General features: G+C 70.1%; 21 protein-coding genes. 16 read left to right on the top strand and 5 right to left on the bottom strand.

Annotation, left to right across the window (positions count from 1 at the left end; translation table 11 throughout):
• Window positions 1–192: 192 nt before the first annotated feature.
• Window positions 193–1,122 carry a glycosyltransferase family 9 protein gene (locus ACMGDM_RS12210; protein ID WP_436804397.1) on the top strand — a complete coding sequence of 310 codons (930 nt, stop codon included), beginning with the start codon at window positions 193–195 and terminating at the stop codon, window positions 1,120–1,122.
• Entirely contained in the window at window positions 1,079–1,477 is a 399-nt protein-coding gene (locus ACMGDM_RS12205) for a DUF6165 family protein (RefSeq protein WP_436804396.1), read from the top strand. The genes ACMGDM_RS12210 and ACMGDM_RS12205 overlap by 44 nt, the downstream gene beginning before the upstream one ends.
• A gap of 77 nt (window positions 1,478–1,554) precedes the next feature.
• Here the strand turns inward: ACMGDM_RS12205 and ACMGDM_RS12200 are convergent, their stop codons facing one another.
• Entirely contained in the window at window positions 1,555–2,145 is a 591-nt protein-coding gene (locus ACMGDM_RS12200) for a histidine phosphatase family protein (protein WP_436804395.1), read from the bottom strand.
• 186 nt (window positions 2,146–2,331) lie between these two features.
• On the opposite strand from ACMGDM_RS12200, the gene ACMGDM_RS12195 reads away from it, so the two are divergent.
• From ACMGDM_RS12195 to ACMGDM_RS12170, 6 genes are read left to right on the top strand one after another with little or no spacing between them, the layout of a single operon-like run.
• A complete protein-coding gene (locus tag ACMGDM_RS12195; protein WP_436804394.1) occupies window positions 2,332–3,444 on the top strand; it encodes an NAD-dependent epimerase/dehydratase family protein in 1,113 nt (370 codons plus the stop codon).
• Entirely contained in the window at window positions 3,441–4,490 is a 1,050-nt protein-coding gene (locus ACMGDM_RS12190) for an SDR family NAD(P)-dependent oxidoreductase (protein WP_436804393.1), read from the top strand. The genes ACMGDM_RS12195 and ACMGDM_RS12190 overlap by 4 nt, the downstream gene beginning before the upstream one ends.
• The gene (locus ACMGDM_RS12185; protein WP_436804392.1) at window positions 4,487–5,572 is read left to right on the top strand and encodes a glycosyltransferase family 4 protein; all 1,086 of its coding nucleotides are present in this window, start codon (window positions 4,487–4,489) and stop codon (window positions 5,570–5,572) included. The genes ACMGDM_RS12190 and ACMGDM_RS12185 overlap by 4 nt, the downstream gene beginning before the upstream one ends.
• Window positions 5,569–6,684: a CgeB family protein gene (locus ACMGDM_RS12180; protein WP_436804391.1), complete on the top strand. Its 1,116-nt coding sequence runs from the start codon at window positions 5,569–5,571 to the stop codon at window positions 6,682–6,684. The genes ACMGDM_RS12185 and ACMGDM_RS12180 overlap by 4 nt, the downstream gene beginning before the upstream one ends.
• The gene (locus ACMGDM_RS12175; RefSeq protein ID WP_436804390.1) at window positions 6,681–7,769 is read left to right on the top strand and encodes a CgeB family protein; all 1,089 of its coding nucleotides are present in this window, start codon (window positions 6,681–6,683) and stop codon (window positions 7,767–7,769) included. Before ACMGDM_RS12180 ends, ACMGDM_RS12175 begins: the two co-directional genes overlap by 4 nt.
• Window positions 7,766–8,839, top strand: coding sequence for a CgeB family protein (locus tag ACMGDM_RS12170; protein ID WP_436804389.1), 1,074 nt, complete (start codon window positions 7,766–7,768; stop codon window positions 8,837–8,839). The genes ACMGDM_RS12175 and ACMGDM_RS12170 overlap by 4 nt, the downstream gene beginning before the upstream one ends.
• Before the next feature lie 164 nt (window positions 8,840–9,003).
• Here the strand turns inward: ACMGDM_RS12170 and serB are convergent, their stop codons facing one another.
• Window positions 9,004–9,882 carry a phosphoserine phosphatase SerB gene (serB, locus tag ACMGDM_RS12165; protein ID WP_436804388.1) on the bottom strand — a complete coding sequence of 293 codons (879 nt, stop codon included), beginning with the start codon at window positions 9,880–9,882 and terminating at the stop codon, window positions 9,004–9,006.
• On the opposite strand from serB, the gene miaA reads away from it, so the two are divergent.
• From miaA to ACMGDM_RS12125, 8 genes are all read left to right on the top strand, one after another.
• Window positions 9,881–10,807, top strand: a complete 927-nt coding sequence (miaA, locus tag ACMGDM_RS12160; protein ID WP_436804387.1) for a tRNA (adenosine(37)-N6)-dimethylallyltransferase MiaA — start codon at window positions 9,881–9,883, stop codon at window positions 10,805–10,807. The two genes, serB and miaA, sit on opposite strands and share 2 nt — an antisense overlap.
• Before the next feature lie 49 nt (window positions 10,808–10,856).
• Window positions 10,857–12,620, top strand: a complete 1,764-nt coding sequence (locus ACMGDM_RS12155) for an acetolactate synthase 3 large subunit (protein WP_436804386.1) — start codon at window positions 10,857–10,859, stop codon at window positions 12,618–12,620.
• Between the two features lie 138 nt (window positions 12,621–12,758).
• On the top strand, window positions 12,759–13,274 hold the full coding sequence (gene ilvN / locus ACMGDM_RS12150) for an acetolactate synthase small subunit (RefSeq protein ID WP_183919628.1): 516 nt from the start codon (window positions 12,759–12,761) through the stop codon (window positions 13,272–13,274).
• 104 nt (window positions 13,275–13,378) lie between these two features.
• Window positions 13,379–14,398: a ketol-acid reductoisomerase gene (gene ilvC, locus ACMGDM_RS12145; RefSeq protein WP_436804385.1), complete on the top strand. Its 1,020-nt coding sequence runs from the start codon at window positions 13,379–13,381 to the stop codon at window positions 14,396–14,398.
• 57 nt (window positions 14,399–14,455) lie between these two features.
• The gene (locus tag ACMGDM_RS12140) at window positions 14,456–15,256 is read left to right on the top strand and encodes a hypothetical protein (RefSeq protein ID WP_436804384.1); all 801 of its coding nucleotides are present in this window, start codon (window positions 14,456–14,458) and stop codon (window positions 15,254–15,256) included.
• Between the two features lie 85 nt (window positions 15,257–15,341).
• The gene (locus ACMGDM_RS12135; protein ID WP_436804383.1) at window positions 15,342–15,959 is read left to right on the top strand and encodes a YceI family protein; all 618 of its coding nucleotides are present in this window, start codon (window positions 15,342–15,344) and stop codon (window positions 15,957–15,959) included.
• Between the two features lie 397 nt (window positions 15,960–16,356).
• A complete protein-coding gene (locus tag ACMGDM_RS12130; protein ID WP_436804382.1) occupies window positions 16,357–17,757 on the top strand; it encodes an NAD(P)H-hydrate dehydratase in 1,401 nt (466 codons plus the stop codon).
• Window positions 17,754–18,929 carry a class I SAM-dependent RNA methyltransferase gene (locus ACMGDM_RS12125; RefSeq protein WP_436804381.1) on the top strand — a complete coding sequence of 392 codons (1,176 nt, stop codon included), beginning with the start codon at window positions 17,754–17,756 and terminating at the stop codon, window positions 18,927–18,929. Before ACMGDM_RS12130 ends, ACMGDM_RS12125 begins: the two co-directional genes overlap by 4 nt.
• A gap of 63 nt (window positions 18,930–18,992) precedes the next feature.
• Here the strand turns inward: ACMGDM_RS12125 and ACMGDM_RS12120 are convergent, their stop codons facing one another.
• The 3 genes from ACMGDM_RS12120 to ACMGDM_RS12110 are packed head-to-tail and all read right to left on the bottom strand — an operon-like array spanning window position 18,993 to window position 23,879.
• Window positions 18,993–19,340, bottom strand: a complete 348-nt coding sequence (locus ACMGDM_RS12120) for a response regulator (protein ID WP_436804380.1) — start codon at window positions 19,338–19,340, stop codon at window positions 18,993–18,995.
• A gap of 53 nt (window positions 19,341–19,393) precedes the next feature.
• Entirely contained in the window at window positions 19,394–21,811 is a 2,418-nt protein-coding gene (locus ACMGDM_RS12115) for a response regulator (protein WP_436804379.1), read from the bottom strand.
• Between the two features lie 10 nt (window positions 21,812–21,821).
• Window positions 21,822–23,879, bottom strand: coding sequence for a M13 family metallopeptidase (locus tag ACMGDM_RS12110; RefSeq protein ID WP_436804378.1), 2,058 nt, complete (start codon window positions 23,877–23,879; stop codon window positions 21,822–21,824).
• Between the last annotated feature and the right edge of the window lie 16 nt (window positions 23,880–23,895).

Here is a 23,895-nt window from a genome sequence, read left to right as displayed (position 1 = left end):
CCGGCGCGCGAGCCAGCGGGCCCAGTCTCGCACGCGGCCGGTACGCCGGCAGGGTGACGGCTTCCCCGCCCCGCTGACATCGATGTGCGCGCGCTCGCCAGCCGCAGCTTCGATCACCAGAGAATCAGGCACTTGAACCCGTCACGCCACCGCAACGAGGGAACCCGGCTCCCGTAGCTTTGTTCGTCGTGCATGGAGCTACAAACCAGCTGGGCGGAGGCGATGCGCGCGCGCGATTATCGCGCCGCCTGGACTTTGGAGCGCGCAGTGATCGCCGCGCGCGATCCGACCACGCGCGACGACCCGCGGCTCCCCTATCATCAGCGCTGGGTGTGGGACGGCCGGGCGATCGACGGCGTCGACGTGCTGGTGCGTTGCTATCATGGCCTCGGCGACACGCTTCAGTTCGCGCGCTACCTCCCCGCGCTGGTGCGCCGCGCCGCGCGCGTCATGGTGGAGGCACCCGCGCGGCTCCACCCGCTGCTTGGTGGCATCGGGGGAGTGACACTTCACGCGTTCGACCCTGCGCACCCGCTCAAGCCGCACGCCTGCGACATCGAGATCACCGAACTTGCGGGCGCGCTCCAGCTCGCGCCCGACGACGTGCCCGTCCCCTATCTTCACACCGCGGCTGGCCCGCTCCCAGCGGACACCCTCGGCCTATGCCATCAGGCGGGAGACTGGGACGAGGAGCGGTCGTTCGCCGAGACGCTGCTGGCGCCGATCGCCGCGCGGCATCGCTGCCTCTCGCTGGTGGCCTCGCCCTCGGTGCTGCCGGTGCTGAACCCGGCGGGTTGCCCGTTCGATCTCGCCGCCACCGCGACGATGGTCGCCGGCTGCACGGCGGTGGTGACGGTCGATACAATGATTGCGCACCTCGCCGGCGCACTCGGCCGGCCGACCTGGCTGCTACTCAAGGCCGCGCCCGACTGGCGCTGGAACCCCGCGCGGCGCGACAGCGACTGGTACCCGACCATGCGGCTCCTCGTGCAGCCGCGTCCGGGCGACTGGACGTCCGTGGTGGACGCGGTCGGTCGCGAAATCGATGCCTTCTTCGACGATCAGGGAGAGACGATCCATGGCCAGCCTGCCGAGTCCGTCGGTGCCCGTCTCCTGGGGTGAATTGCTTGACAAGATCACGATCCTCGAGATCAAGAGCGAGCGGATCGCGCGCGACGAAGCACGCGCCAACGTGGCGCGCGAGCATGCGATGCTGAGCGGCATCGGCGACGGCGTGATCGCGCGCCAGCCGATCGCCGAGCTGTTCGGCCAGCTCAAGTCGATCAACCAGGAGCTGTGGGAGATCGAGGACGCGATCCGGCGCGAGGAAGCCGCGGCATCGTTCGGCAGTGACTTCATCCGATTGGCCCGCTCGGTCTATCGCAAGAACGACGAGCGCGCGCGGCTCAAGCGCGCGATCAACCTCGCGCTCGAGTCCGATCTGATCGAGGAAAAGAGCTACGCCGCGCTGAGCTGATCCGACATCTCAGCGCAGGCGCGGGCGCGCTGCCATCGCGTAGAAGCGGGCCGTTCACCGACGCGCCGCAGCGGCCCTCAACCTAGGCGGGGTCGTTCGTTCAGCGCGACGAGGGTCGCGCCGCCCTCGTCGTCGAGCGCCAGCGTCGTCACCGATCCGGGATCGCAGCCGAGCTGGAACATGCGGTCGAAGCCGAGACCGAGCCAGTGGACGACCAATCCGCGGATCACGTCGCAGTGCGTGACGCACAATGTTACCCCGGATTCCAGCGCGGTCAGCAGGTCGAGCGCGCGCGCGGTCGCCTCGCCTATCGTCTCGCCGCCGGGACAGCGCGCGGTGCCGCGACGCTCGTTCCACATGCGCCAGTCGGGATCCGCCGCCAGCGCAGCGAAGCTGGCGCCGGTAAAACGCCCGAAATCGATTTCGTCGAGCGCGGGTGCCGCCTGGACCGGGAGACCGCGGGCGTGCGCCACCGCCGTCGCAGTATCGCGCGTACGCCGCCGCGGGCTGGTGTATATCGCGCTCAGCGGCACCGCGGCGAGGTGCTGCGCCAGCGCCGCGGCCTCCTGCTCGCCGCGCGCATCCAATGCGATCTCCGAACGGCCGCTCAGGACGCGGCCGACCTCGGCGTGCGTGCCGTGGCGTGCGAGAAGAACGAGGCGGGTCATCGTGTGGCATGTACCAGCGACTCGCCGTACGGCCAGCTAAATTACGAATCCGGAACAACTTAGGGAACCAAGCTAAGTAGAAGATGTTCCTCTTTGGGTAACCAAGCGGTAACGTGGTCGCTTGTCGTTGATCTCCATCAATCCGGCCGTAACGGCCCGATTGTCGGGGCGAGTGGGAGGGTGGGTATGGAGACGATTCTTATCACCGGCGGAGCCGGGTTCATCGGGCGCTTCGTCGCGGACGAACTGCTTGCGCGCGGCAACAAGGTGCGCGTGCTCGACAGCCTGATCGAGCAGGTTCACGGCGATGTCGAACGTCCTCCGCTGCTCAACGACGACGTCGAACTGATCCGCGGCGACGTGCGCAATGGCGACGTCGTGACCAAGGCGCTCGACGGCGTCGATAGCGTCATCCATCTCGCTGCCGAGGTGGGCGTCGGCCAGTCGATGTACGAGGTGGAGCGCTATACCTCGACCAACGACGTCGGCACCGCGGTGCTGTTCGAGAAGCTGATCGACAAGCCGGTGCGCCGCGTCGTCACCGCCTCGTCGATGTCGATCTATGGCGAGGGCCTCTACCGCGACGCCGACGGCACACTGGTGCAGGATGCCGAGCGCAAGGGCCTGCGCGACGGGCTCAGCAACTGGGAGCCGGTGGACGCACAGGGCCGCCCGCTCGCTCCGGTGGCGACCCCCGAGTGGAAGCAGCCCAACCTCGCCTCGATCTACGCGCTGAACAAATATGTGCAGGAGCGCACGACGCACATCATGGCGGCGCCGTACGGCATCGAGGGCGTCTGCCTCCGCCTGTTCAACGTCTATGGCCCCGGCCAGGCGCTCTCCAATCCCTATACCGGCGTGCTCGCGATCTTCGCCTCGCGTCTCCTCAACGGCCAGCAGCCGATGATCTTCGAGGATGGTGAGCAGCGCCGCGACTTCGTCCATGTCTCCGACGTGGCGCGCGCCTTCGCCGATGCGCTCGTGCTGCCCCAGGCGGTTGGCGGTACCTTCAACATCGGCTCGGGCCACGACCGCTCGGTCACCGAAGTCGCCACCGAGCTGGCGCGCGCGATGGGCAAGAACGACCTCACCCCCGAGATCGTCGGCAAGGCGCGCATCGGCGACATCCGCCATTGTTTCTGCGACACTACGCTTGCGCAGGAGAAGCTCGGCTTCGCCGCGACGCAGGACTTCCAGCAGGGTCTCGCCGAACTGGCGGACTGGGTCGCGCAGCAGACCGCGGTCGACAAGGTCGCGACGATGCGGGCCGAGCTCGAGAAGCGCGGGCTGGTGGCATGAGCGCGCCGGTCCTGGTCACCGGCGGTGCCGGGTTCATCGGGTCCAATCTCGCCGACCGTCTCGCCGGTGAGGGGCATGACGTCGTGGTGTACGACGCGCTCGCCCGCGCGGGCGTCGAGCGCAACCTGGCGTGGCTGCAGCAGCGCCACGGTCAGCGGATCCGCTTCGTGCGCGCCGACGTGCGTGACGCCGCGCGTCTCGCCGACGAGGTGGCGCGCGCGGGCGCGGTGTTCCACTTCGCGGCGCAGGTGGCGGTCACCACCAGCCTCGAGGATCCGTCGGAAGACTTCTCGACCAACATCACCGCCACGTTCCAGCTGCTGGAGGCGCTGCGCACGCGTGCGCCGCACGTGCCGCTGATCTTCGCCTCGACCAACAAGGTGTACGGCGACCTGGCGGACCTCGACTTCGCGCTCGAGGATCGTGCCTATGTGCCGACCGATCCCGAGGTGCGCGCGTACGGCATCGGCGAGGCACGTCCGCTCGACTTCCACACGCCGTACGGCGTGTCGAAGGGCGCGGCGGACCAATATGTGCTCGATTACGCGCGCAGCTTCGGGCTGAAGACCTGCGTCTTCCGGATGAGCTGCATCTACGGCCAGCGCCAGATGGGCACCGAGGACCAGGGCTGGGTCGCGCACTTCCTGATCCGCGCGCTCAAGGGCCAGCCAATCACGCTCTATGGTGACGGCCATCAGGTCCGTGACATCCTCGACGTTCGTGACGCGGTAAGCGCCTATCTCGCCGCCTGGCAGCGGATCGATCAGGTCGCCGGCCGCGCCTTCAACCTCGGCGGCGGGCCGGACAATGCGGTCAGTCTGCGCCGGCTGCTCGACCATATCGGCGCCTCGATCGGCCGCCGGATCGACCTGCGACTATCCGACTGGCGCGCCGGCGACCAGCGCTATTTCGTCGCCGATGCCCGCGCCGCGATCGAGGCGCTCGGCCTGTCGCCGCGGCGCGACTGGCGCGACGGCGTGGCGGCGCTCGCCGACTGGCTGCGCGCGGAACATGCCGACGCGCCGCGGATCGAGGTCGCCGCATGACGCGACGCCTGCTCATCACCGCGGACGCGGTCGGCGGCGTATGGCAATATACGATCGAGCTGGCGCGCGGGCTCGTACGCGATGGCTGGGGGGTCGATGTCGCGCTGCTCGGACCCGCGGCGGCACGCGCGCAGCGCGTGGAGGCGAGCGAGGCCGGCGTCACACTGCTCGAGACCGGTCTGCCGCTCGACTGGCTTGCCGCGGACGCGCGCGCGGTCATCGCCGCGGCCGACGCGGTGGCGCGGCTGGCGCGCGAGCGTGGCGCCGATATCGTCCAGCTCAACCAGCCCGCGCTTGGCGTGGCACCCTTCTCCATGCCGACCGTGGCGGTGATGCACAGCTGCGTGGCGAGCTGGTGGGCGGCGGCGGGCGATGGCCCGCTCCCGGCCGACCTGCGGTGGCAGACCGACCTGGTCGCGCGCGGGCTGGCACGCGCCGGCGCGGTGGTGGCGCCGAGCACCGCCTTCGCCGTGACGGTGTCCAAGCTCTACCCGCAGGCACCGATCCCGCTCGCGATCCACAACGGCCGCTCGCTCCCACCCGCGAGCGGACCGATGCATGATTTCGCTTTCACCGCGGGGCGGTTGTGGGATCACGGCAAGAATGTCGCGACGCTCGACCGCGCCGCGGCGCGGCTGGGCATTCCGTTCAAGGCCGCGGGCGCGACCACCGGTCCGCACGGCGAGCATGTCCGCGTCGAGCACCTGCATCTGCTTGGTCAGGTCAGTGATCAGGTCATCGCCGGCTGCCTCTCGGCACGCCCGGTGTTCGCCTCGGCGGCGGTGTACGAGCCGTTCGGGCTGGCGGTGCTCGAGGCGGCGCTGGCGGGCTGCCCGCTGGTACTCTCCGACACTCCGACCTTTCGCGAACTCTGGGAAGGCGTCGCCACGTTCGTCCCCGCCGACGACGGGGTCGGCTTCGCCGCGGCGATCGAGGAGCTCGCGGGCGACGTGCCGCTGCGCACCGCGCGTGGCGCACTCGCCCGCCGCCGCGCGCTGACCTACACCCCCGAGCGCAACCGCCGCGCGATGGCGACGCTCTATGAGCGGCTGCTCGGCGGTCACGACCGGGTCGCGGCATGAGGATCGTCTATCTTACCCACAGCCTCGATTCCTGCTGGAACCACGGCAACGCCCACTTCCTGCGCGGCGTGCTCTCCGAGCTGATCGCGCGCGGACACGACGTGCAAGTACATGAGCCCGCCGACAGCTGGAGTCGCGCCAACCTTGTCGGCGATCATGGTGAGGAGGCGCTCCAGGCCTATCGCACCGCCTATCCGGATCTCGCGTCGACGCGTTACGCCGCTGACGTCGATGCGGCCGCGCTGGTCGACGGCGCCGACGTGGTGATCGTGCACGAGTGGAACGATCACGCGCTGGTCGCGCGGCTCGGTGAATTGCGCAAGCGCGGCGGCGGCTTCACCTTGCTGTTCCACGACACGCACCATCGCGCGGTCAGCGCGCCCGAGGAGATGCGCGCCTACGACCTCTCCGGCTACGACGGGGTGCTCGCGTTCGGCGAGGCGCTGTCGCGCGTGTATCGCGATTGGGGCTGGGGCGAGCGCGTCTGGACGTGGCACGAGGCGGCGGACACGCGGCGCTTCTTTCCGGTGGAGGGCGAGCGCGCCGGTCTGGCGTGGATCGGCAATTGGGGCGACGGCGAGCGCACCGCCGAGATCGAGAACTTTCTGCTTGCTCCGGCGCGCGACGCCGCGCTGCCGCTCGACATCTACGGCGTACGCTACCCCGACGAGGGCAAGGCGATGCTGGCGCGCTATGGCGCGCGCTACCACGGCTGGGCGCCCAACGCCGCTGCGCCTGCGCTGTTCGCGCGCGCGCTCGCGACCGTCCACGTACCGCGGCGTTATTACACCACGATCCTGCCGGGTATCCCGACGATCCGCGTATTCGAAGCGCTCGCCTGCGGTATCCCGCTCGCCTCCGCGCCATGGGACGATGCCGAAGGGCTGTTCCGCCCCGGCGAGGACTTCCTCTTCGCCGCCGACCGCGACGCGATGACCCGCACGCTTGCCACCCTGCGCGACGATGCTGACCTGCGCGCAGCGCTGGCGCGCTCGGGACTGGAGACCATCCTCGCCCGCCACACCTGTGCGCACCGCGTCGACGAGCTGCTCGCCATCCTCGATCGCCTCGACGCCCCTTCCCTTTCCGCTGCCCGGAGCACCGCCGCGTGAAGATCGCTTTCTACGGTTCCAGCCTCGTGTCGTCCTATTGGAACGGCGCCGCGACCTATTATCGCGGCATCCTGCGCGCGCTCGCCGAACGCGGCTATGACATCACCTTCTACGAACCGGACGCGTTCGACCGCCAGCAGCACCGCGACATCGATCCGCCGGCGTATGCGCGCTCGGTCGTCTACCCGGCGACGATCGAGGCGATGCGCGCGGTGGTCGCCGAGGCGGCCGACGCGGACATCGTCGTCAAGGCGAACGGGGTCGGCGTGTTCGACCGCGAACTGCTCGAGGGCGTCACCGCTGCCGCCCGCCCCGGCGCGCTCCGCATCTTCTGGGACGTCGACGCCGCGGCGACGCTCGACGAGATGCGCGCGGATGCGGATCATCCGGTCCGCGCCGCGCTGCCGTCGATCGACATGGTGCTCACCTATGGCGGCGGCGCGCCGGTGGTCGACGCTTATCGCGGCTTCGGCGCGGCCGAGTGCGTGCCCGTCTACAACGCGCTCGATCCCTCGACCCACCACCCGGTCGCGCCCGACGAGCGCTTCGCCTGCGACCTGGCCTTCCTCGGCAACCGCCTGCCGGATCGCGAGGCGCGTGTGGAGGAGTTCTTCCTGCGCGCCGCCGCGCTGCTGCCCGAGCAGCGCTTCCTGATCGGCGGTAACGGCTGGGACAGCAAGGCGATGCCCGCCAACGTGCGGCACCGCGGCCACGTCTTCACCGCCGAGCACAATGCCTTCAACTGCACGCCGCGCGCAGTGCTCAACGTCGCGCGCGACTCGATGGCGAACGTCGGCTTCTCGCCGGCGACCCGCGTGTTCGAGGCCGCCGGTGCCGCGGCCTGCCTGATCACCGACGCGTGGGAAGGGATCGAGCTGTTCCTCGAACCCGACCGGGAAGTGCTGGTGGCCCGCGACGGGCAGGACGTCGCCGATCACCTCGCCGCGCTCACGCCCGAGCGCGCACGCGCGATCGGCCAGGCAGCGCTCACGCGCGTCCTCGCCGAGCACACCTATGATCTACGCGGCGCACAGGTCGACGCGCTGTTCAAATCGCATATGGCGCGCGAGCGGGTGGCGGCATGAGGCTCGTCGTCCTCGGTCTTTCGCTCAGCTCGTCCTGGGGCAACGGCCATGCCACGACCTTCCGTGCGCTGCTCCAGGCCTATGCCGCGCGCGGCCACCAGATCCTGTTCCTCGAGCGTGACATGCCCTGGTATGCGTCACACCGCGACGAGCCGGCGCCCGCTTACTGCCGGCTGGAGCTTTACGACTCGCTCGACGCTCTGTCCGAGTGGCGCGAGGTGATCGCTGAGGCGGACGCGGTGATGGTCGGCTCCTATGTGCCCGACGGGACCGAAGTCGCGCGGCTGGTGCAGGGCTGGGCCACCGGCGTCACCGCCTTCTACGACATCGACACGCCGGTGACGCTCGCCAAGATCGAGGCTGGTACGTGCGATTATGTCTCGCCCGAGGTGATCCCCGGCTACGACGTCTATTGCTCCTTCACCGGCGGACCGACGCTGCGGCTGATCGAGCAGCGCTACGGCAGCCCGGCGGCGCGGGCGCTCTATTGCTCGGTCGATGCCGAGCGCTACCGACCCACCGGTGCAGCGACGCGCTGGGACCTTTCCTACCTCGGCACCTACAGCGTTGACCGCCAGCCGACGCTCGACCGATTGTTGCTCGAACCGGCGCGGCGTCACCCGGAGATGCGCTTCGTGGTCGCAGGCCCGCAATATCCCAGCGACATCGACTGGCCGGCCAATGTCGAGCGGATCGAGCACCTGCCGCCGGCGGATCACCCCGACTTCTACTCGGCCAGCCGCGCCACGCTCAACGTGACGCGCGCCGACATGATTGCGGCGGGTTGGTCGCCCTCGGTCCGGTTGTTCGAGGCGACCGCCTGCGGCACGCCGATCGTCTCGGATCGTTGGGAGGGGATCGACGAGCTGCTGGTGCCCGGGCGCGAGATCGTGCTGGCGGACACGGCCGAGGACGTCGAGGCGATGCTGGCGCGCGACGATCTCGCGGCGATGGGCACCGCCGGGCGCGAGCGCGTGCTGGCGGCGCATACGGCGCAGCACCGCGCCGCGGAGCTGGAGGCGCATCTGGAAGAGGCGATGGTCGTTAAGCGGGAGATAGTCGCGGCGTGATCTGGCGTGCTCCTGCGTGCGCAGGAGCACGGTTACGTTAAGACTAGCAACCCACCTTCATCCCGGCCCTGAGCCGGGATCCATGGTTCCGCAGGAGCAACGGCTTGGGTGCTCGCGGCTCGATCGATCCCGGCTTGGGGCCCGGATGACGAAGCAGAACCTCTTTACTCCACCCACTCCGCCTTCGGCACGCCCTGCGCCCAGAGCAACGCCGACAGGTCGCCATGCTCGATCCGCGCCGCCGCGGCCGCCGCCACGATCGGCTTGGCACGATAGGCGACGCCCAGCCCTGCCACCTCGATCATCGCCAGGTCGTTGGCACCGTCGCCCACCGCCAGCGTCGCGGTGTCGGCCAGCCCGAGCGCGGTGCGCGTCTCCAGCAGCGTCGTCCGCTTGGTCGCCGCGCCCACGATCGGCCGCGCCACCGTCCCGGTCAGCACGCCATCCTCCAGCTCGAGCACGTTGGCGATGGCGCGGTTGAAGCCGATCGCGTTCGCCACCGGCTCGGCGAAGCGCGTGAACCCGCCCGATACCAGGACCGCGGTGGCGCCCCAGGCGCGCATTGTCCGTACCAATGCGGTCGCACCGGGCATCAGACGCACGCGTTCGTCCAGACACTCCTGGATCACGCTGCCGCGCAGTCCCTTGAGCAGCCCCACCCGCGCGTCGAGCGCCGCCTCGAAGTCCAGCTCACCGCGCATCGCGCGCTCGGTAATGGCGGCGATCTGCGGCTTGAGCCCGGCGTAATCGGCCAGCTCATCGATGCACTCGACCGTGATCATGGTCGAGTCCATGTCCGCCACCAGCAGCATCTTGCGGCGCATGTCACGCGGCTGGGCGACGACGTCGACGGTCTCGAACGTGCCATCCAGCGCCGCGCGCGCGTCAGCCGGGGCGAGCTCGAAGTGAAGGTCGGCGGCGTCGCCCTCGTCGATCCAGGCGAGCGTCGTCGGCGCGCAGCCCGCCGCGGCGAGCCGTTCCTGCGCCGCGCCGACGATGTTGGGCGTCAGCCGCCCGGCTGCTATCAGCGTCGCCGTGAACATGGGTTCTTCCCCTGAGACTTGCCCGAAACCGCGGGTCGCGCTCATCGCAGGGCCGACCGCGAGCGGCAAGAGCGCGCTCGCGATCCAGCTCGCCGAGCGCGCCGGGGGCGTGGTGATCAATGCCGATGCCAGCCAGGTCTACAGCGACCTGCGGCTGCTCTCGGCCCGACCTTCGGAGGCGGACGAAGCGTGCGTCCCGCACCGGCTGTTCGGCTATGTCGACGGGGCGGAGGCCTGCTCAGCGGCGCGCTGGGCGGCGGACGCGCGCGCGGTAATCGCCGAGGTGCATCAAAAGGGGCGGCTGCCGGTGCTGGTCGGCGGTACCGGCCTGTACCTTCGCACGCTGCTCGACGGCATCGCGCCGGTGCCGACGATCGATCCGGCGGTGCGCGCGGCGGTGCGCGCATTGCCGGTGGCCGAGGCCCATGCCGCACTGGAGCGCGAGGACGCCGCCGCCGCGGCGCGGCTCGCCCCGGGCGATACGGCGCGGGTGGCGCGCGCGCTGGAGGTGGTGCGCTCGTCGGGGCGCACCCTCGCCGAGTGGCAGCGTGAGCGGACCGGCGGCATCGGCGCTGGCGTCACACTGCACGCGCTGGTGCTGTTGCCCGATCGGGGGGAGATCCTGCGCCGCTGCGACGTGCGGCTCGAGGCGATGTTCGCTGCCGGCGCGATCGATGAAGTGGCCGCGCTGCTTGGCCGCGGCGACGTACCCGCCGACGCACCCGTGCGCCGTGCGATCGGGGTGCCCGAGATTGCTGCGTATCTCGCCGGCACCATGTCGTGGACCCAGGCGTTGGAGCAGGCGCAGCTCGCCACCCGGCGCTACGCGAAGCGGCAATATACGTGGTTCCGGCATCAGCCGCCGCCAAGCTGGCATCGGCAGACGACCGCCACCTTGGAATTTTATTTCGCAGAAGCGTGTTGACGTGCAACTTTCGATGCCGTAGCGCGCCCCGACCTTAGTTCCGAGGCAGATGAGGAGACGTGACGTGACCACCGAGAAGAGCGGAGCCGATATCCTCGTCGAGGCGCTGTGCGATCTCGGCGTGGAGGTCGTGTTCGGCTATCCGGGCGGCGCCGTCCTGCCGATCTACGACGCGCTGTTCCGCTCGCAGCGGATCAAGCACATCCTCGTCCGCCATGAGCAGGCCGCGACGCACGCCGCCGAGGGCTATGCGCGGTCGACCGGCAAGCCGGGCGTCGTGCTCGTCACCTCGGGCCCGGGCGCGACCAACGCGGTGACCGGCATCACCGACGCACTGCTCGACTCGATCCCGATGGTGGTGATCACCGGCCAGGTGCCGACCAACCTGATCGGCAGCGACGCCTTCCAGGAAGCGGACACGGTCGGCATCACGCGCCACTGCACCAAGCACAATTACCTGGTGAAAGACCCGGCCCGGCTCGGCCCGGTGATCCACGAGGCGTTCCATATCGCCACCTCGGGCCGCCCCGGCCCGGTCGTGGTCGACATCCCCAAGAACGTCCAGGTTGCCACCGCCGCTTATGGTGCGCCCGGTCCGATCCAGCACAAGACCTACCGGCCCGCGCTCGCCGCCGATCCGGCGCTGATCGAGCAGGTGGTCGACATGCTCGCCGCCGCCGAGCGCCCGGTGTTCTACACTGGCGGTGGCGTCATCAACGCCGGCCCGCACGCGTCCGAGCTGCTGGTCGAGCTGGCGCATCTCACCGGCGCGCCGGTGACCTCGACGCTGATGGGGCTCGGCGCCTATCCCGCGACCGGCCCGCAGTGGCTCGGCATGCTGGGCATGCACGGCACCTACGAGGCGAATATGGCGATGAACCAGGCCGACCTGGTGGTGAACGTCGGCGCGCGCTTCGACGATCGCGTCACCGGGCGGCTCGACGCCTTCTCGCCCAACAGCCGCAAGGTCCATATCGACATCGATCGGTCGAGCATCAACAAGACGGTGCGGATTGACCTCGCGATCGTCGCCGACGCCGGCCACGCGCTCGCCGACATGGTGCGCGTGTGGCGCGAGCGCGAGCACCCGCGCCCCGACCTCACCGACTGGTGGCAGCGGGTCGAGGAGTGGCGCGCGAAGAAGTCGCTCAGCTTCCCCGAGAGCCGCACCGAGATCATGCCGCAGCGCGCGGTCCGCGCGCTGTGGGAGGCGACGCAAGCGCGCGCCCCGATCATCACCACCGAGGTCGGCCAGCACCAGATGTGGGCGGCGCAGCATTTCGGTTTCGAGGCGCCCAACAAGTGGCTCACCTCGGGCGGGCTCGGCACCATGGGCTATGGCCTGCCCGCGGCCATCGGCGCGCAGCTCGGCAATCCGGACGCGCTGGTGATCGACATCGCCGGCGAGGCGTCGATCCAGATGAACATTCAGGAGCTCGCCACCGCCACGCAATATCGGCTGCCGGTCAAGGTCTTCATCCTCAACAACGAATATATGGGGATGGTGCGCCAGTGGCAGGAGCTCACTTATGAGAGCCGCTATTCGGAGAGCTATTCCGACTCGCTGCCCGATTTCGTCAAGCTGGCCGAGGCCTATGGCTGGAAGGGCATCCGCATCGAGCATCCCGACCAGCTCGAGCAAGGTATCGCCGACATGCTTGCGCACGACGGGCCGGTGATGGTCGACTGCATGGTGGCCAAGCTGGCCAATTGCTTCCCGATGATCCCGTCGGGCGCGGCGCACACCGACATGATCCTCCAGGCCAACGAGGTCTCGGGGACGATGGACGACGAGGCCAAGGCGCTGGTGTAAACCCTTTCACTCCTCCCCGGAACGGGGAGGGGGACCATGCGGAGCATGGTGGAGGGGGTGCCCCGCGAACGCAGCGCTTGTGGAGGCCCCCCTCCACCAGCCTGCGGCTGGTTCCCCTCCCCGTTCCGGGGAGGACTAATGCAGATACGAGAAGAGAAGGCCGAGCGGCACACGCTGGCGGTGATCGTCGACAACGAACCCGGCATCCTCGCGAGGATCGCCGGCCTGTTCACGGCGCGCGGCTACAACATCGAGAGCCTCACCGTCAGCGAGATCACGCTCGACAAGGCGGTGAGCCGGATCACCATCGTCACCTCCGCCAGCCCCGCGACGCTCGAGCAGATCGTCGCGCAGCTCGAGCGGCTGGTGCCGGTCCATCAGGTCACCGATCTCACCGCACGCGGCGCGCACGTCGAACGCGAGCTGGCGCTGGTCAAGGTGGCGGGCAGCGGCGACCATCGCATCGAGGCGCTGCGCCTCGCCGAGGTCTATCGCGCCCGCGTCGTCGACGCCACGATCGCCTCCTTCGTGTTCGAGGTGACGGGCACGATCGAGAAGATCGACAAGTTCGTCGAGCTGATGGGCGAGGTCGGGCTGGTCGAGGTGGCGCGCACCGGCATCGTCGCGATCGCACGCGGCGCCGAGGCGGCGTAACGACCACCACATCTTTCGTCATCCTCGCGCAGGCGGGGATTCAACACCACGAGCGTCCGCGGGTCTGGAGTCCCGCCGTCGCACGAATGACAAGGGGCTTTGACATGAAGGTCTATTACGATCGCGACGCCGATCTGAACCTGATCACCGGCAAGAAGATCGCGATCCTCGGCTATGGCTCGCAGGGCCACGCGCATGCGCAGAACCTGCGCGACTCGGGCGTGACGGAGATCGCGATCGCGCTCCGCCCCAGCAGCGCCTCGGCGAAGAAGGCGGAGGACGCCGGCTTCAAGGTGCTCGCCAACAAGGACGCCGCAGCCTGGGCCGACATCCTCATGATCCTCGCCCCCGACGAGCACCAGGCCGCCATCTGGGAGAGCGACCTCAAGGGCAACATGAAGCCCGGCAGCGCGCTCGCCTTCGCGCACGGGCTCAACGTGCATTTCGGCCTGATCGAGCCGCCCGCGGACATCGACGTGATCATGATCGCGCCCAAGGGCCCGGGCCACACCGTCCGCTCCGAATATGTCCGCGGCGGCGGCGTCCCCTGCCTCATCGCGATCCACCAGGACGCCAGCGGCAATGCGCATGACGTCGCATTGGCCTATGCCTCGGGCGTGGGCGGCGGCCGCTCGGGCATCATCGAGACGAATTTCCGCGAGGAATGCGAGACCGATCTGTTCGGCGAGCAGGCGGTGCTGTGCGGCGGCGCGACCGCGCTGGTCCAGGCCGGGTTCGAGACGTTGGTCGAGGCCGGCTACGCGCCCGAGATGGCCTATTTCGAGTGCCTCCACGAGCTCAAGCTGATCGTCGACCTGATGTATGAGGGCGGCATCGCCAACATGCGCTACTCGATCTCGAACACCGCCGAGTACGGCGACATCAAGACCGGCCCCCGCATCATCACCGACGAAACCAAGAAGGAGATGAAGCGGGTGCTGGCCGACATCCAGTCGGGCCGCTTCGTGCGCGATTTCGTGCTCGACAACCGCGCTGGACAACCAGAGCTCAAGGCCAGCCGCAGCGCCGCCAAGCGCCATCAGATCGAGCAGGTCGGCAGCGAGCTGCGCGCGATGATGCCGTGGATCGGCGCCAACAAGCTGGTCGACAAGGAGCGCAACTGACGCTCGGCACGCGCGCGGCGGATTGAAGCCGCGCGCGCGCTCCTGTAGGCGCGCGCGATGCGGACGGCGACGTACCGAGACTCGTCGTATCGCACGCGCGCCGACACCGGCAGCCGCGCCGTCTCCTGGGCGCTCGCGCTCGGCATCGCCGCGCTGCTGCTCTACGCGCTGCTGCGCATGGGCGGCGTGGTGCGCGGCGACTTCGGCGACCACCGCCCGCTCAGCACCTTCGACGTGAGCTCGCAGGGCCAGCGCGCCGAGACCGCGGCGACCAAGCGGACCGAGCGCGCGCGCCAGTCGGGCCGTCAGCGCTCCGCGCCGGCCGCGCGCGAGCGCCCGGTCGAACGGGCGGCCGAGGTGCCGCCTCCGCCGCTGGCCGAGCTCAAGCTGCCGGGCGTGATGATCCTCAGCCGCAGCGACTATGCCGCCTCTGACATCGGCAAGATCAAGGGCACCGCGCCCGCCCCCGGCTCGGGCGTGGACGGGCAGCAGAGCGCCAGCGCCGGGGCCGGCGACGACACACCCACGGTCGGCAAGGGTCCGGGCGGTGAGCCACTCTACGCCGCGGAATGGTATCGCGAGCCAACACGCGCTGAGACGAGCCCGTACATGCCGCGCGGCCGGGCCGGCTGGGGCATGATCGCCTGCCGAACCGCGCCGCGCTTCCACGTCGAGGATTGTCGCGAACTCGGCGAGTCGCCCGGCTCGGGTATCGCGCGTGGATTGCGCCAGGCGGGATGGCAGTTCCTCGTGCGACCGCCCCGGCGTGGCGGGCAGCCGCTGATCGGCGTCTGGGTGCGGATCCGCTTCGACATCACCGTCGAACCGGCGCGCGGGGATTCCGCCACCGGCGGTTAGCCGGCCGAAAACCTCCGTTTCGCGGCGCCCTCTATCCGGCCGCGCCATAGTGTGGTGCAACGTGCGCACCACAGGAGGAAGCAACATGCGTCATCTTCTCGCCGCCGGCCTCGTCATCGCCCTCGCCGTCCCTGCCGCCGCGCAGATCGCCACCGCGCCGGGGCAGCCGGGACAGCCGAGCGCCGCGCGCGTCGGCGCCGGCACCTATCAGGTCGATCCCGCGCACACGCAGGTCACCTGGGAGGTCAACCATCTCGGCTTCTCGATGCTGCAAGGCCAGTTCGGTGCCTCGGGCGGCTCGATCACGATCGATCCCAAGAAGCCAGCCGCGACCAAGGTGGAGGTCACCTTCGCGGTGGACCAGCTCTCGGTCACTTCGCCGCAGTTCGCCAATCACCTCAAGTCGAAGGACTTTTTCGACGCGGCCAACAATCCCACCGCGCGGTTCGTGTCGACAACGGTGACGCCGCGTGGGCCGAACAAGGCGACGCTCAACGGCGAGTTGACGATCAAGGGTATCACCAAGCCGGTGACGCTCGACGTGACCTTCGTCGGTGCGGGCGACAATCCGATGAGCAAGAAGGCGAATTTCGGCTTCGTCGGCACCGGCACGATCAAGCGCAGCGACTTCGGCCTCGGCTACGCCGCGCCGGCGGTGTCGGATACCGTGCGGCTCAACGTCAACGCCGCGTTCACCGCGTAAACCCAGGCCACTCTCCTTCTCTATCATCCTGAACTCGTCGCAGCATCCACCGTCCGGCAAGCGCCTCGGCACGTGCGTGGCCGGCGCGGTGGATCTGGGGCGAGTTCAGGATTGTCTCGCAGGATCGTGCGGTCGAACCGCTTCCGGCGCCGCCAAGACCACGACCAATCCGAGCGCTTCGCCTCCGCCGTTGTCGCGCTAGGACATCAACGCCGACGCTTGCCTGCGTCAGCTGCGCACTCCGGCATTGCGGGCGGCGAGTTAACCGCCTTCCACCGCGTGCATTATCTTGTCGCGGCCACGCCCCCGCATTGACACACGCGTCGCCTTGCGGCTCTGACGTGCCGCTCGCGCCCGCGCCATCTGCGCTTGCGCCGTGAGATGAGGATCTGACGCCATGACGCCGCTGGACGGCACGATCGTGCTCGACGCCGCGGCGATACGCGCCGCCGAGCAGGCGGCGATCGCCGCGGGAGACACCGTCGAGTCGTTGATGCAGCGCGCTGGTCGCGCGATTGGCGATGCGGTGCACCGCCTCGCGGGTGCGCACGCGATACTAGTGCTGTGCGGCCCGGGCAACAACGGCGGGGACGGCTATCTCGCCGCGGCGCGATTGCGCGCGCTCGGTCGCGCCGTCCGCATCGCCGCTGCGGAACCGCCGCGCGGTGCCGCCGCGACCGCCGCATGCGAGACCTGGGGCGGTCCCATCGAATCGCTCGCGGCGGCCAAGGCGGCGCCCGTGCTGGTCGATGCGCTCTATGGGACCGGCCTGGCGCGCCCGCTTGCCGCGGGCGAGGCGGCGGCGCTCTCGCGACTGGTCGCGGCCGCCGCGCTCGCGATCGCGGTCGATCTGCCGAGCGGCGCGGCGAGCGATGACGGCGCGCTGCTCGGCGACGTGCCGCGGTTCCACGTCACACTCGCGCTCGGCGCCGCCAAGCCGTCGCACCTGCTCCAGCCCGCGGCGTCGCGCTGCGGCGGGGTGCGCGTCCTGCCGATCGGCCTCGCGCTGGCGGGCGACACGCGCGCGCTCGCCGCGCCCGTGCTCGCGGCGCCGCCGGTCGACACCCACAAGTTCAGCCGCGGCATGGTCGCGATCGTCAAGGGCCGCATGGCGGGCGCGGGCGAGCTCGCCGCCCGTGCCGCGATGCACGCCGGCGCGGGCTATGTCAGCCTGCTCGGCGCGACGATCCCGCAGGCACCGCACGCGCTGGTCCGCCGCTCGCTCGACCATGACACGCCGCTCGACGACGCGCGCATCGGTGCGCTCGTGATCGGCCCCGGCCTCGGCCGCGACGATCGTGCACGCGCGCGCGTCGACCAGGCGCTGGCCACCGATCATGTGCTGCTGGTCGACGGCGACGCCCTCCATCTCGTCACCCCGGAACGGCTGCGCGCCCGCGGCGGCACGATCGTGCTGACCCCACACGCCGGCGAGTTCGACGCACTATTCGGCAACAGTGACGCGTCAAAACCAACACGTGCGCGCGAGGCCGCGGCGCGCGCCGGCGCCACCGTGGTCTTCAAGGGACCCGACACGGTGATCGCCGCGCCGGACGGGCGCACGCTGCTGGCGGGCGAGGCGAGCAGTTGGCTCTCCACCGCAGGCAGCGGCGACGTGCTCGCCGGCGCCATCGCGGCGCGGCTCGCCGCGGGTGGCGATAGGCTCGATGCCGCGGTCGCGGGGGTGTGGCTGCACGCCGCCGCGGCGCGGCGGCTTGGTGCCGGCTTCGTCGCCGACGACCTCGCCGCGGCGCTGGCGCCAGCGCTCGCGACCGTTATCCGGGAGGCGCGCGCATGAACGTCATCGTCAAGGTCGCCGGGGGCGGCGACGGCGTCACCGCCGACGGCCGCTACGTCCGCTTCAGTGCACCCGGCGACACGCTCGCCGAGGACGGCAGCGTCGTCCCTGGGCCGCACCACCAGGTGCCACCGTGCCGGCACTTCCCGGCCTGCGGCGGCTGTCAGCTCCAGCATCTCGACGACCCGAGCTGGGCCGGGTTCATTACCGAGCGCGTTGCATCGGCGCTCGCCGCGCAGGGCTTGTCCGCGCCGCTGCGCGCGCCGCTGCTGTCGCCGCCCCGCACGCGGCGACGCGCGACGCTCCACTTCGAGCCGTCAGGCCGGCTCGGCTTCAGCGCGGAGAAGAGCCACCAGATCGTCGACCTGCAGGAATGCCACGTGCTCGCGCCCGCGCTGTTCGCGCTGGTCAAGCCGCTCAAGCGGCTGCTCGCCTCATTTGGCGCGCGCCGCCGGCTCGACGTCCATCTCGCGCTCGCCGATCAGGGACCGGACATACTCGTCACCGGGGTCACGCCCGAGGGTCTCAACCACCACGATTCGATCACCGCGCTGGCGCAGGCGCACGGCGTGGCGCGCGTCGCCTTCGACGATGGGCTAGGCCCCGAAACGCGGTGGGAGCCTGAGCCGGTCACGGTGACGCTCGGCGGCGTTGCGGTGCCACTTCCACCGGGCGCGTTCCTGCAAGCGACATGCGAGGGCGAGGCCGCGCTGGTCGCCGCCGCCCGCGAAGCGCTGGGCACGCCGCGCACGGTGGCGGACCTGTTCGCCGGGCTTGGCACCTTCGCGTTGGCGCTGCCGGGACGGGTCTATGCCGCGGAGGGCGGTCGCGACGCGATCCTGGCGCTCAAGGCCGGCGCCGGTCGCGCCGGTCGCTCGGTCTTCACCGAGCACCGTGACCTCTATCGTCGCCCGCTCACCGCCGCCGAGCTCGACCGGTTCGACGCGGTGGTGCTCGACCCGCCGCGTGCCGGTGCGCGCGAGCAGGCGGCACAACTCGCCGCCAGCAAGGTGCCGGTGATCGCGTACATCTCCTGCAATCCCGGCAGCTTCGCCCGCGATGTCAAGGAGATGGTCGAGGCCGGCTATCAGCTCGACTGGGTCCAGCCGGTAGGACAGTTCCGCTGGTCGACGCATGTCGAGCTGGCAGCGCGGCTGTCGCGCCCGGGATGATGCGGGCGCCGCGCAGGCGGTGCCGCGGCGGCCCGATGGAACGCTGGAGCGACTGCGCCGCGCTCAGCCGAGCTCGGCGAGGGCCTTCTCGACATTGTCCATCGTAAACGGCTTCGCCAGCCGCGGACGTTCGCGATGCTCGGGCGCAATCTCGTCCCCGCCCCCGCCAGTCGCGAAGACGAAGGGGATCGCGCGCGCCGCCAACGCATCGGCGATGGCAAAGCTCTTCTCACCGCCGCGCAGGTTGACGTCGAGGATCGCGGCGTCGATGCCGCCCGCATCCACCAGCGAGAGCGCGGCGTCGACCGTGTCCGCGGTGCCGGCATGCCCTTTCTCGAGCGCGTCGAGGAAGTCCTCGAGCATCATCGCGATCAGGGGTTCGTCTTCGACCAGGAGCACGCGCATCGTCATGCCGCGTGCCATAGCGCGCTCGCGCGCGTGCGCAACCGCTGGGTACGCAATCGTTACGACGCAGGTCGTTCGCTTTCCTGCGCCGCCAGCGCATCGCGCGTCGCCTCAGCCAGCTGCTGGACCGAGAAGGGCTTGGGCAGGAAGGCGACATTGTCGAGGTCGATCGAGCGGCGCAGCTGCTCCTCGGCATAGCCGGACATGAACAGGATCGGGATGTTGGGGTGGACCTTGCGCAGCTGGCGCGCGAGCGTCGGCCCATCCATCACGGGCATCATCACGTCGGAGATCACCAGAGTGGGTCGATCAACCCCCTGCATCAACTCGAGCGCGGCCTCGCCATTCTCCGCCGCGAGCACGGTATAGCCCTGCCGCGCCAGCGCGCGCTCCGCCACAGCGCGCACCATGTCCTCGTCCTCGACCAGCAGGATCGTCCCGCTGCCCCAGAGATCGCCCGTGCGCTGCCGCGCAGGCGGCTTGGCTGTCGGCGCCGCTGCGCCCGCCTCGGCGGTGCCGCCGGTATAAACCGGGAGGTAGATGGTGAAGGTGGCGCCCTGCCCCGGCGGCGAGTCGGCGAAGATGAACCCGCCCGACTGTTTGACGATCCCGTAGACGGTGGAGAGCCCGAGCCCGGTGCCCTTGCCGACGTCCTTGGTGGTGAAGAAGGGCTCGAAGATTTTCGGCAGCACTTCCGGCGGGATGCCCGTGCCGGTGTCGGACACGTCGAGCGCGGTATAGTCGCCGATCGGCACGATATCGCTGCCGCGGCGACGGATTTCCGCGATCGGCACCGAACGCGTCTGGATCGTGAGCTTGCCGCCGGTGCCCTTGCTCAGCATCGCGTCGCGCGCGTTGACCGCGAGGTTGACGACGACCTGCTCCAGCTGCCCCGGATCGGCCCGGACCGGCCCCAGGTCGCGGCCATGCTTCACCTCCAGCGTGACCGTCTCGCCCATCAGCCGGCGCAGCAGGTTCGACACTTCGGAGACCACATCGGGCAACTGGAGCACCTGCGGGCGCAGCGTCTGCTGGCGCGAGAAGGCGAGCAGCTGCCGCGTCAGGCTCGCGGCACGGTTCGAGTTGGCGCGGATCTGCTGGATGTCGTCATAGTCGCTGTCGCCGGGCGAGTGGCGCATCAGCATCAGGTCGCAATGACCGATGATCGCAGTGAGAATGTTGTTGAAGTCGTGCGCGACGCCGCCGGCGAGCTGGCCCACCGCCTGCATCTTGGTGGCCTGCGCCACTTCACGTTTCAGCCGGTTCTCCTCGCCATTGTCCTTGAGGCTGAGCAGCACCGCGGCGTCGCCGAGCCCGCGTGCGGCGGCGATCGAAAGCGCCACCGGCTCGTCGGGATGGTCCTTGAGCCGAACCGCCAGATCCATCGGGCGCCCGCCCCCGCTCGCGCGTCGGATCGCGTCCGCCACCGCGGCCTTGTCCTCTCGTACCACCAGATCACCGGGGTAGGTCGGGGTCGCGCCGGGTTCGACGCTGGCGGCGCGTGCAAAGGCGCGGTTCATCTGGGTGAAGCGCCCCTCGCGGTCGAGCAGCGCGACCCCGAACGGCATCAGCATCAGCAACCCTTCGAGGTCCTCCGCCGCGCCGCCGCCCGCGATTCCCATGTCGGCGTCGACCATCGCAACCAGGATCGGCGCGTCGGCGTCCTCGCCGAGCGGGATCTGCAGCAGCCGCATCGGCGTCGAGTTGCTACCCTCGGCGAGGAAGCGGACCGTCCCGCCCGGATCCTCGCTGAGGAAGCGCGCGAGATCCTCGTCGACGATCGCGCCATCCGCGGCGCCGGTGGCGCGCGAGCGCAGCACCGCATTGGCGGCGAGCACATGGCCGTTGGCGGTGATCAACGCCGCCATGACGCCGGCCGCGCCCAGCTGATGCCCCAGCGCGCCGTCGATCGACTCAAGCAGCCGCACCACCTGGCCGGTCGGCGCCGCCGCGCCGAGAAAGCGCCAGATCAGGAAGTCCTGCTGCTGCCCGGTGCGCGCGATCACCGCGTCGATCGCGCCGGCCGCGCCGCGCAATGACACGCGTGCGGTGCCGTCGCGCCATGCCGCGCGCCCGGCTACCGCGAGCTGCCCTGCGCCGTCGCCCACCAGCGGCAGCGCCGGCGGTGTCGGGAAGCCGCCGAACACCTGCTCGTAGCGGTCGTTGGCGCACACGAGCTTGCCGCCGCGATCAGTGATCGCCACCGCATCGTCGCTCGACTCGGCGAGCGCGCGCACCAGCTCCCAGTCGTGCGCGATCTCCGGTCCCACCGTCTCGGGCGCCCGCAGGCGCATCACCGCGACCGCGACCCCGGCGAGCACCAGCGCGGCGGCGACGAACCCCGACGCCACCACCATGTCGCCGATCAGCCACAGGACCAGCGCCGCCGCGATCAGGCCGGCAGCCAGCGCGACGCCGATCGCGGCACGCTGGCCGCGCCACCAGCCGCGCGAATCGAGCGAGGCAAGCGGGATCATCGTGCCGCGCTCACCAGATCGTCACCCGCGCATCGGGCGCGAGATACAGCTTCTGCGCGGGGGTTGCGCCGAACGCCTGGTACCATGGTGCCATGTTGCGCACGATCCAGGCACGCTGCTGCGAGGGGGCATGCGGGTCCGTGAGCAGGCGCTGCGCCAGATTGGCCTCGCGATAATTGCGTCGCCATACCTGCGCCCAGCCGAGGTAGAAGCGCTGGTCACCGCTGAATCCGTCCAGCACCGGCGCGGGCTTGCCGCCGAGCGAGGCGAGATAGGCATCGTGCGCGGCGGCGAGCCCAGCGAGGTCGGCGGAGTTCTCCCCCAGCGTCAGCGCGCCCTTGACGTGGCGGCCCGGCAGCGGCGCATAAGCGTCATATTGCGCCACCAGCCGGGCGCTCAGCGCCTGGAAGCGCTGCACGTCGGCGTCGGTCCACCATTGCGTCAGCCGGCCACCGGCGTCGTATTTGGCGCCCTGGTCGTCGAAGTGATGGCTCATCTCGTGCCCGATCACCGCACCGATCCCGCCATAGTTCACCGCCGGGTCGGCCGCGGGATCGAAGAACGGCGGCTGCAGGATCGCGGCCGGGAAGGTGATGGCGACCAGCCCGAAGTTGGCCTGGGCGTTGACTGTCATCGGCGCCATCCCCCACTCCCAGCGGCGGATCGGCGTGCCGAGCTTGGCGCGATCATCGTCGTGATGCCACTGGTGGGCACGTAGTGCGTTGCCGAAGGCGTCACCGGCGCGGACATCAAGACCGGCATAATCGTGCGAGCGCTCGGGGTAGCCGATCCGCGGCACAAAGGCGGCAAGCTTGGCATGCGCCTTGGCCTTGGTGGCGGGCGCCATCCAGGCGAGCGTGTCGATGCGGCGGTTCATCGCCGCGATGATGTTGCGCACCATCGTGTCCGCCGCCGCCTTTGTGGCAGGCGGGAAATAGCGCGCGACATAGACTTTGCTCACGTCATCCGTCAGCGCCTCGCTGGTGAACGCCACCGCCCGCTTCCAGCGTTCCTGCTGCTGCGGCGTGCCGTTCAGCACGGTGCCGTTGAACGCGAAGCTCTCCGCATCGAACGCGCGCGGCAGCACGTCGGCAAATGTGTCGAGGCTGCGCACCAGCAACTGGTCGCGCAGCACCGCTACCGGCGTTGCCGCAAGCAGCCGGGCAATCGCGGTGACGGCGCTCGGCTGCGCGACGATCAGCGTCGCGGTGGCGGCGCGGTCCGCCTTGAGGAAGGCGGCGATGTCGAAGCCGGGGGTGGCCTGAGAGAGCGCGGCCAAGGTCGTCTTGTTGTAGGTCTTGTCGGCGTCGCGACTGTCGATCCGGGTCCAGTGTGCGCGCGCGATCTCGGTCTCGAACGCCACCAGCGCGGCGGCGCGCGGCTCGGCATCGGGTTCGCCCGCCAGCGTCAGCAGCTTGGCGCAATGCGCCTGATAGGCTGCCTTGGCCGCGACCAGACTGGCGTCCTCGCCGAGGTAATAATCGCGGTCGGGCAGACCCAGCCCCGACTGCGCGAGCGTCACCGCATAAACGTCGGGCTGCTTGTCGTCCTGCCCGACATAGACCGCGATCGGGGTGTCGACCCCGGCGCGGCTCGCCTCCGCCAGCAGCGCGGGATAGGTCCCGCGATCGACCGCCTTGATCCGCGCCAGCCACGGCTGGATCGGCGTCAGCCCGGCCTGTTCGATCGCGTCGGTGTCGAGATAGGCGGCATAAGCGCGGCTGATCGCGGACGCGGGATCGCCTCGCGCCTGTTCGAGGAGGCCGCGGGTGCGCTCGCGCGAGAGGTCTTGCAGCACGTTGAACGCGCCATAGTTCGACTCATCGGGCGGGATCGCGGTGACCTTGGCCCAGCCGCCATTGGCGAAGGCGTAGAAATCGTCGCCCGGCGCGACCGAGCGGTCCATGCCCGCCGTATCGAAGCCGAACGTGCCATAGCGCGGCGCGTTCGACGTGCCGGTGGTGGTCGCGGCCGGGGCGGGTGGCGTGTCCGGCGTCGGCGCGACCTGCGCGAGCAGCGCGGCGGGAAGGGCAAGCAGCGGCAGCGCGGCCGCGGCGATCAAACGCATGTACCTGGCACCCTCT

The organism is Sphingomonas larreae, from assembly GCF_051400595.1.
In the GTDB taxonomy this organism is placed as follows: domain Bacteria; phylum Pseudomonadota; class Alphaproteobacteria; order Sphingomonadales; family Sphingomonadaceae; genus Sphingomonas.
This window is presented reverse-complemented; position numbering and strand designations above follow the sequence as displayed.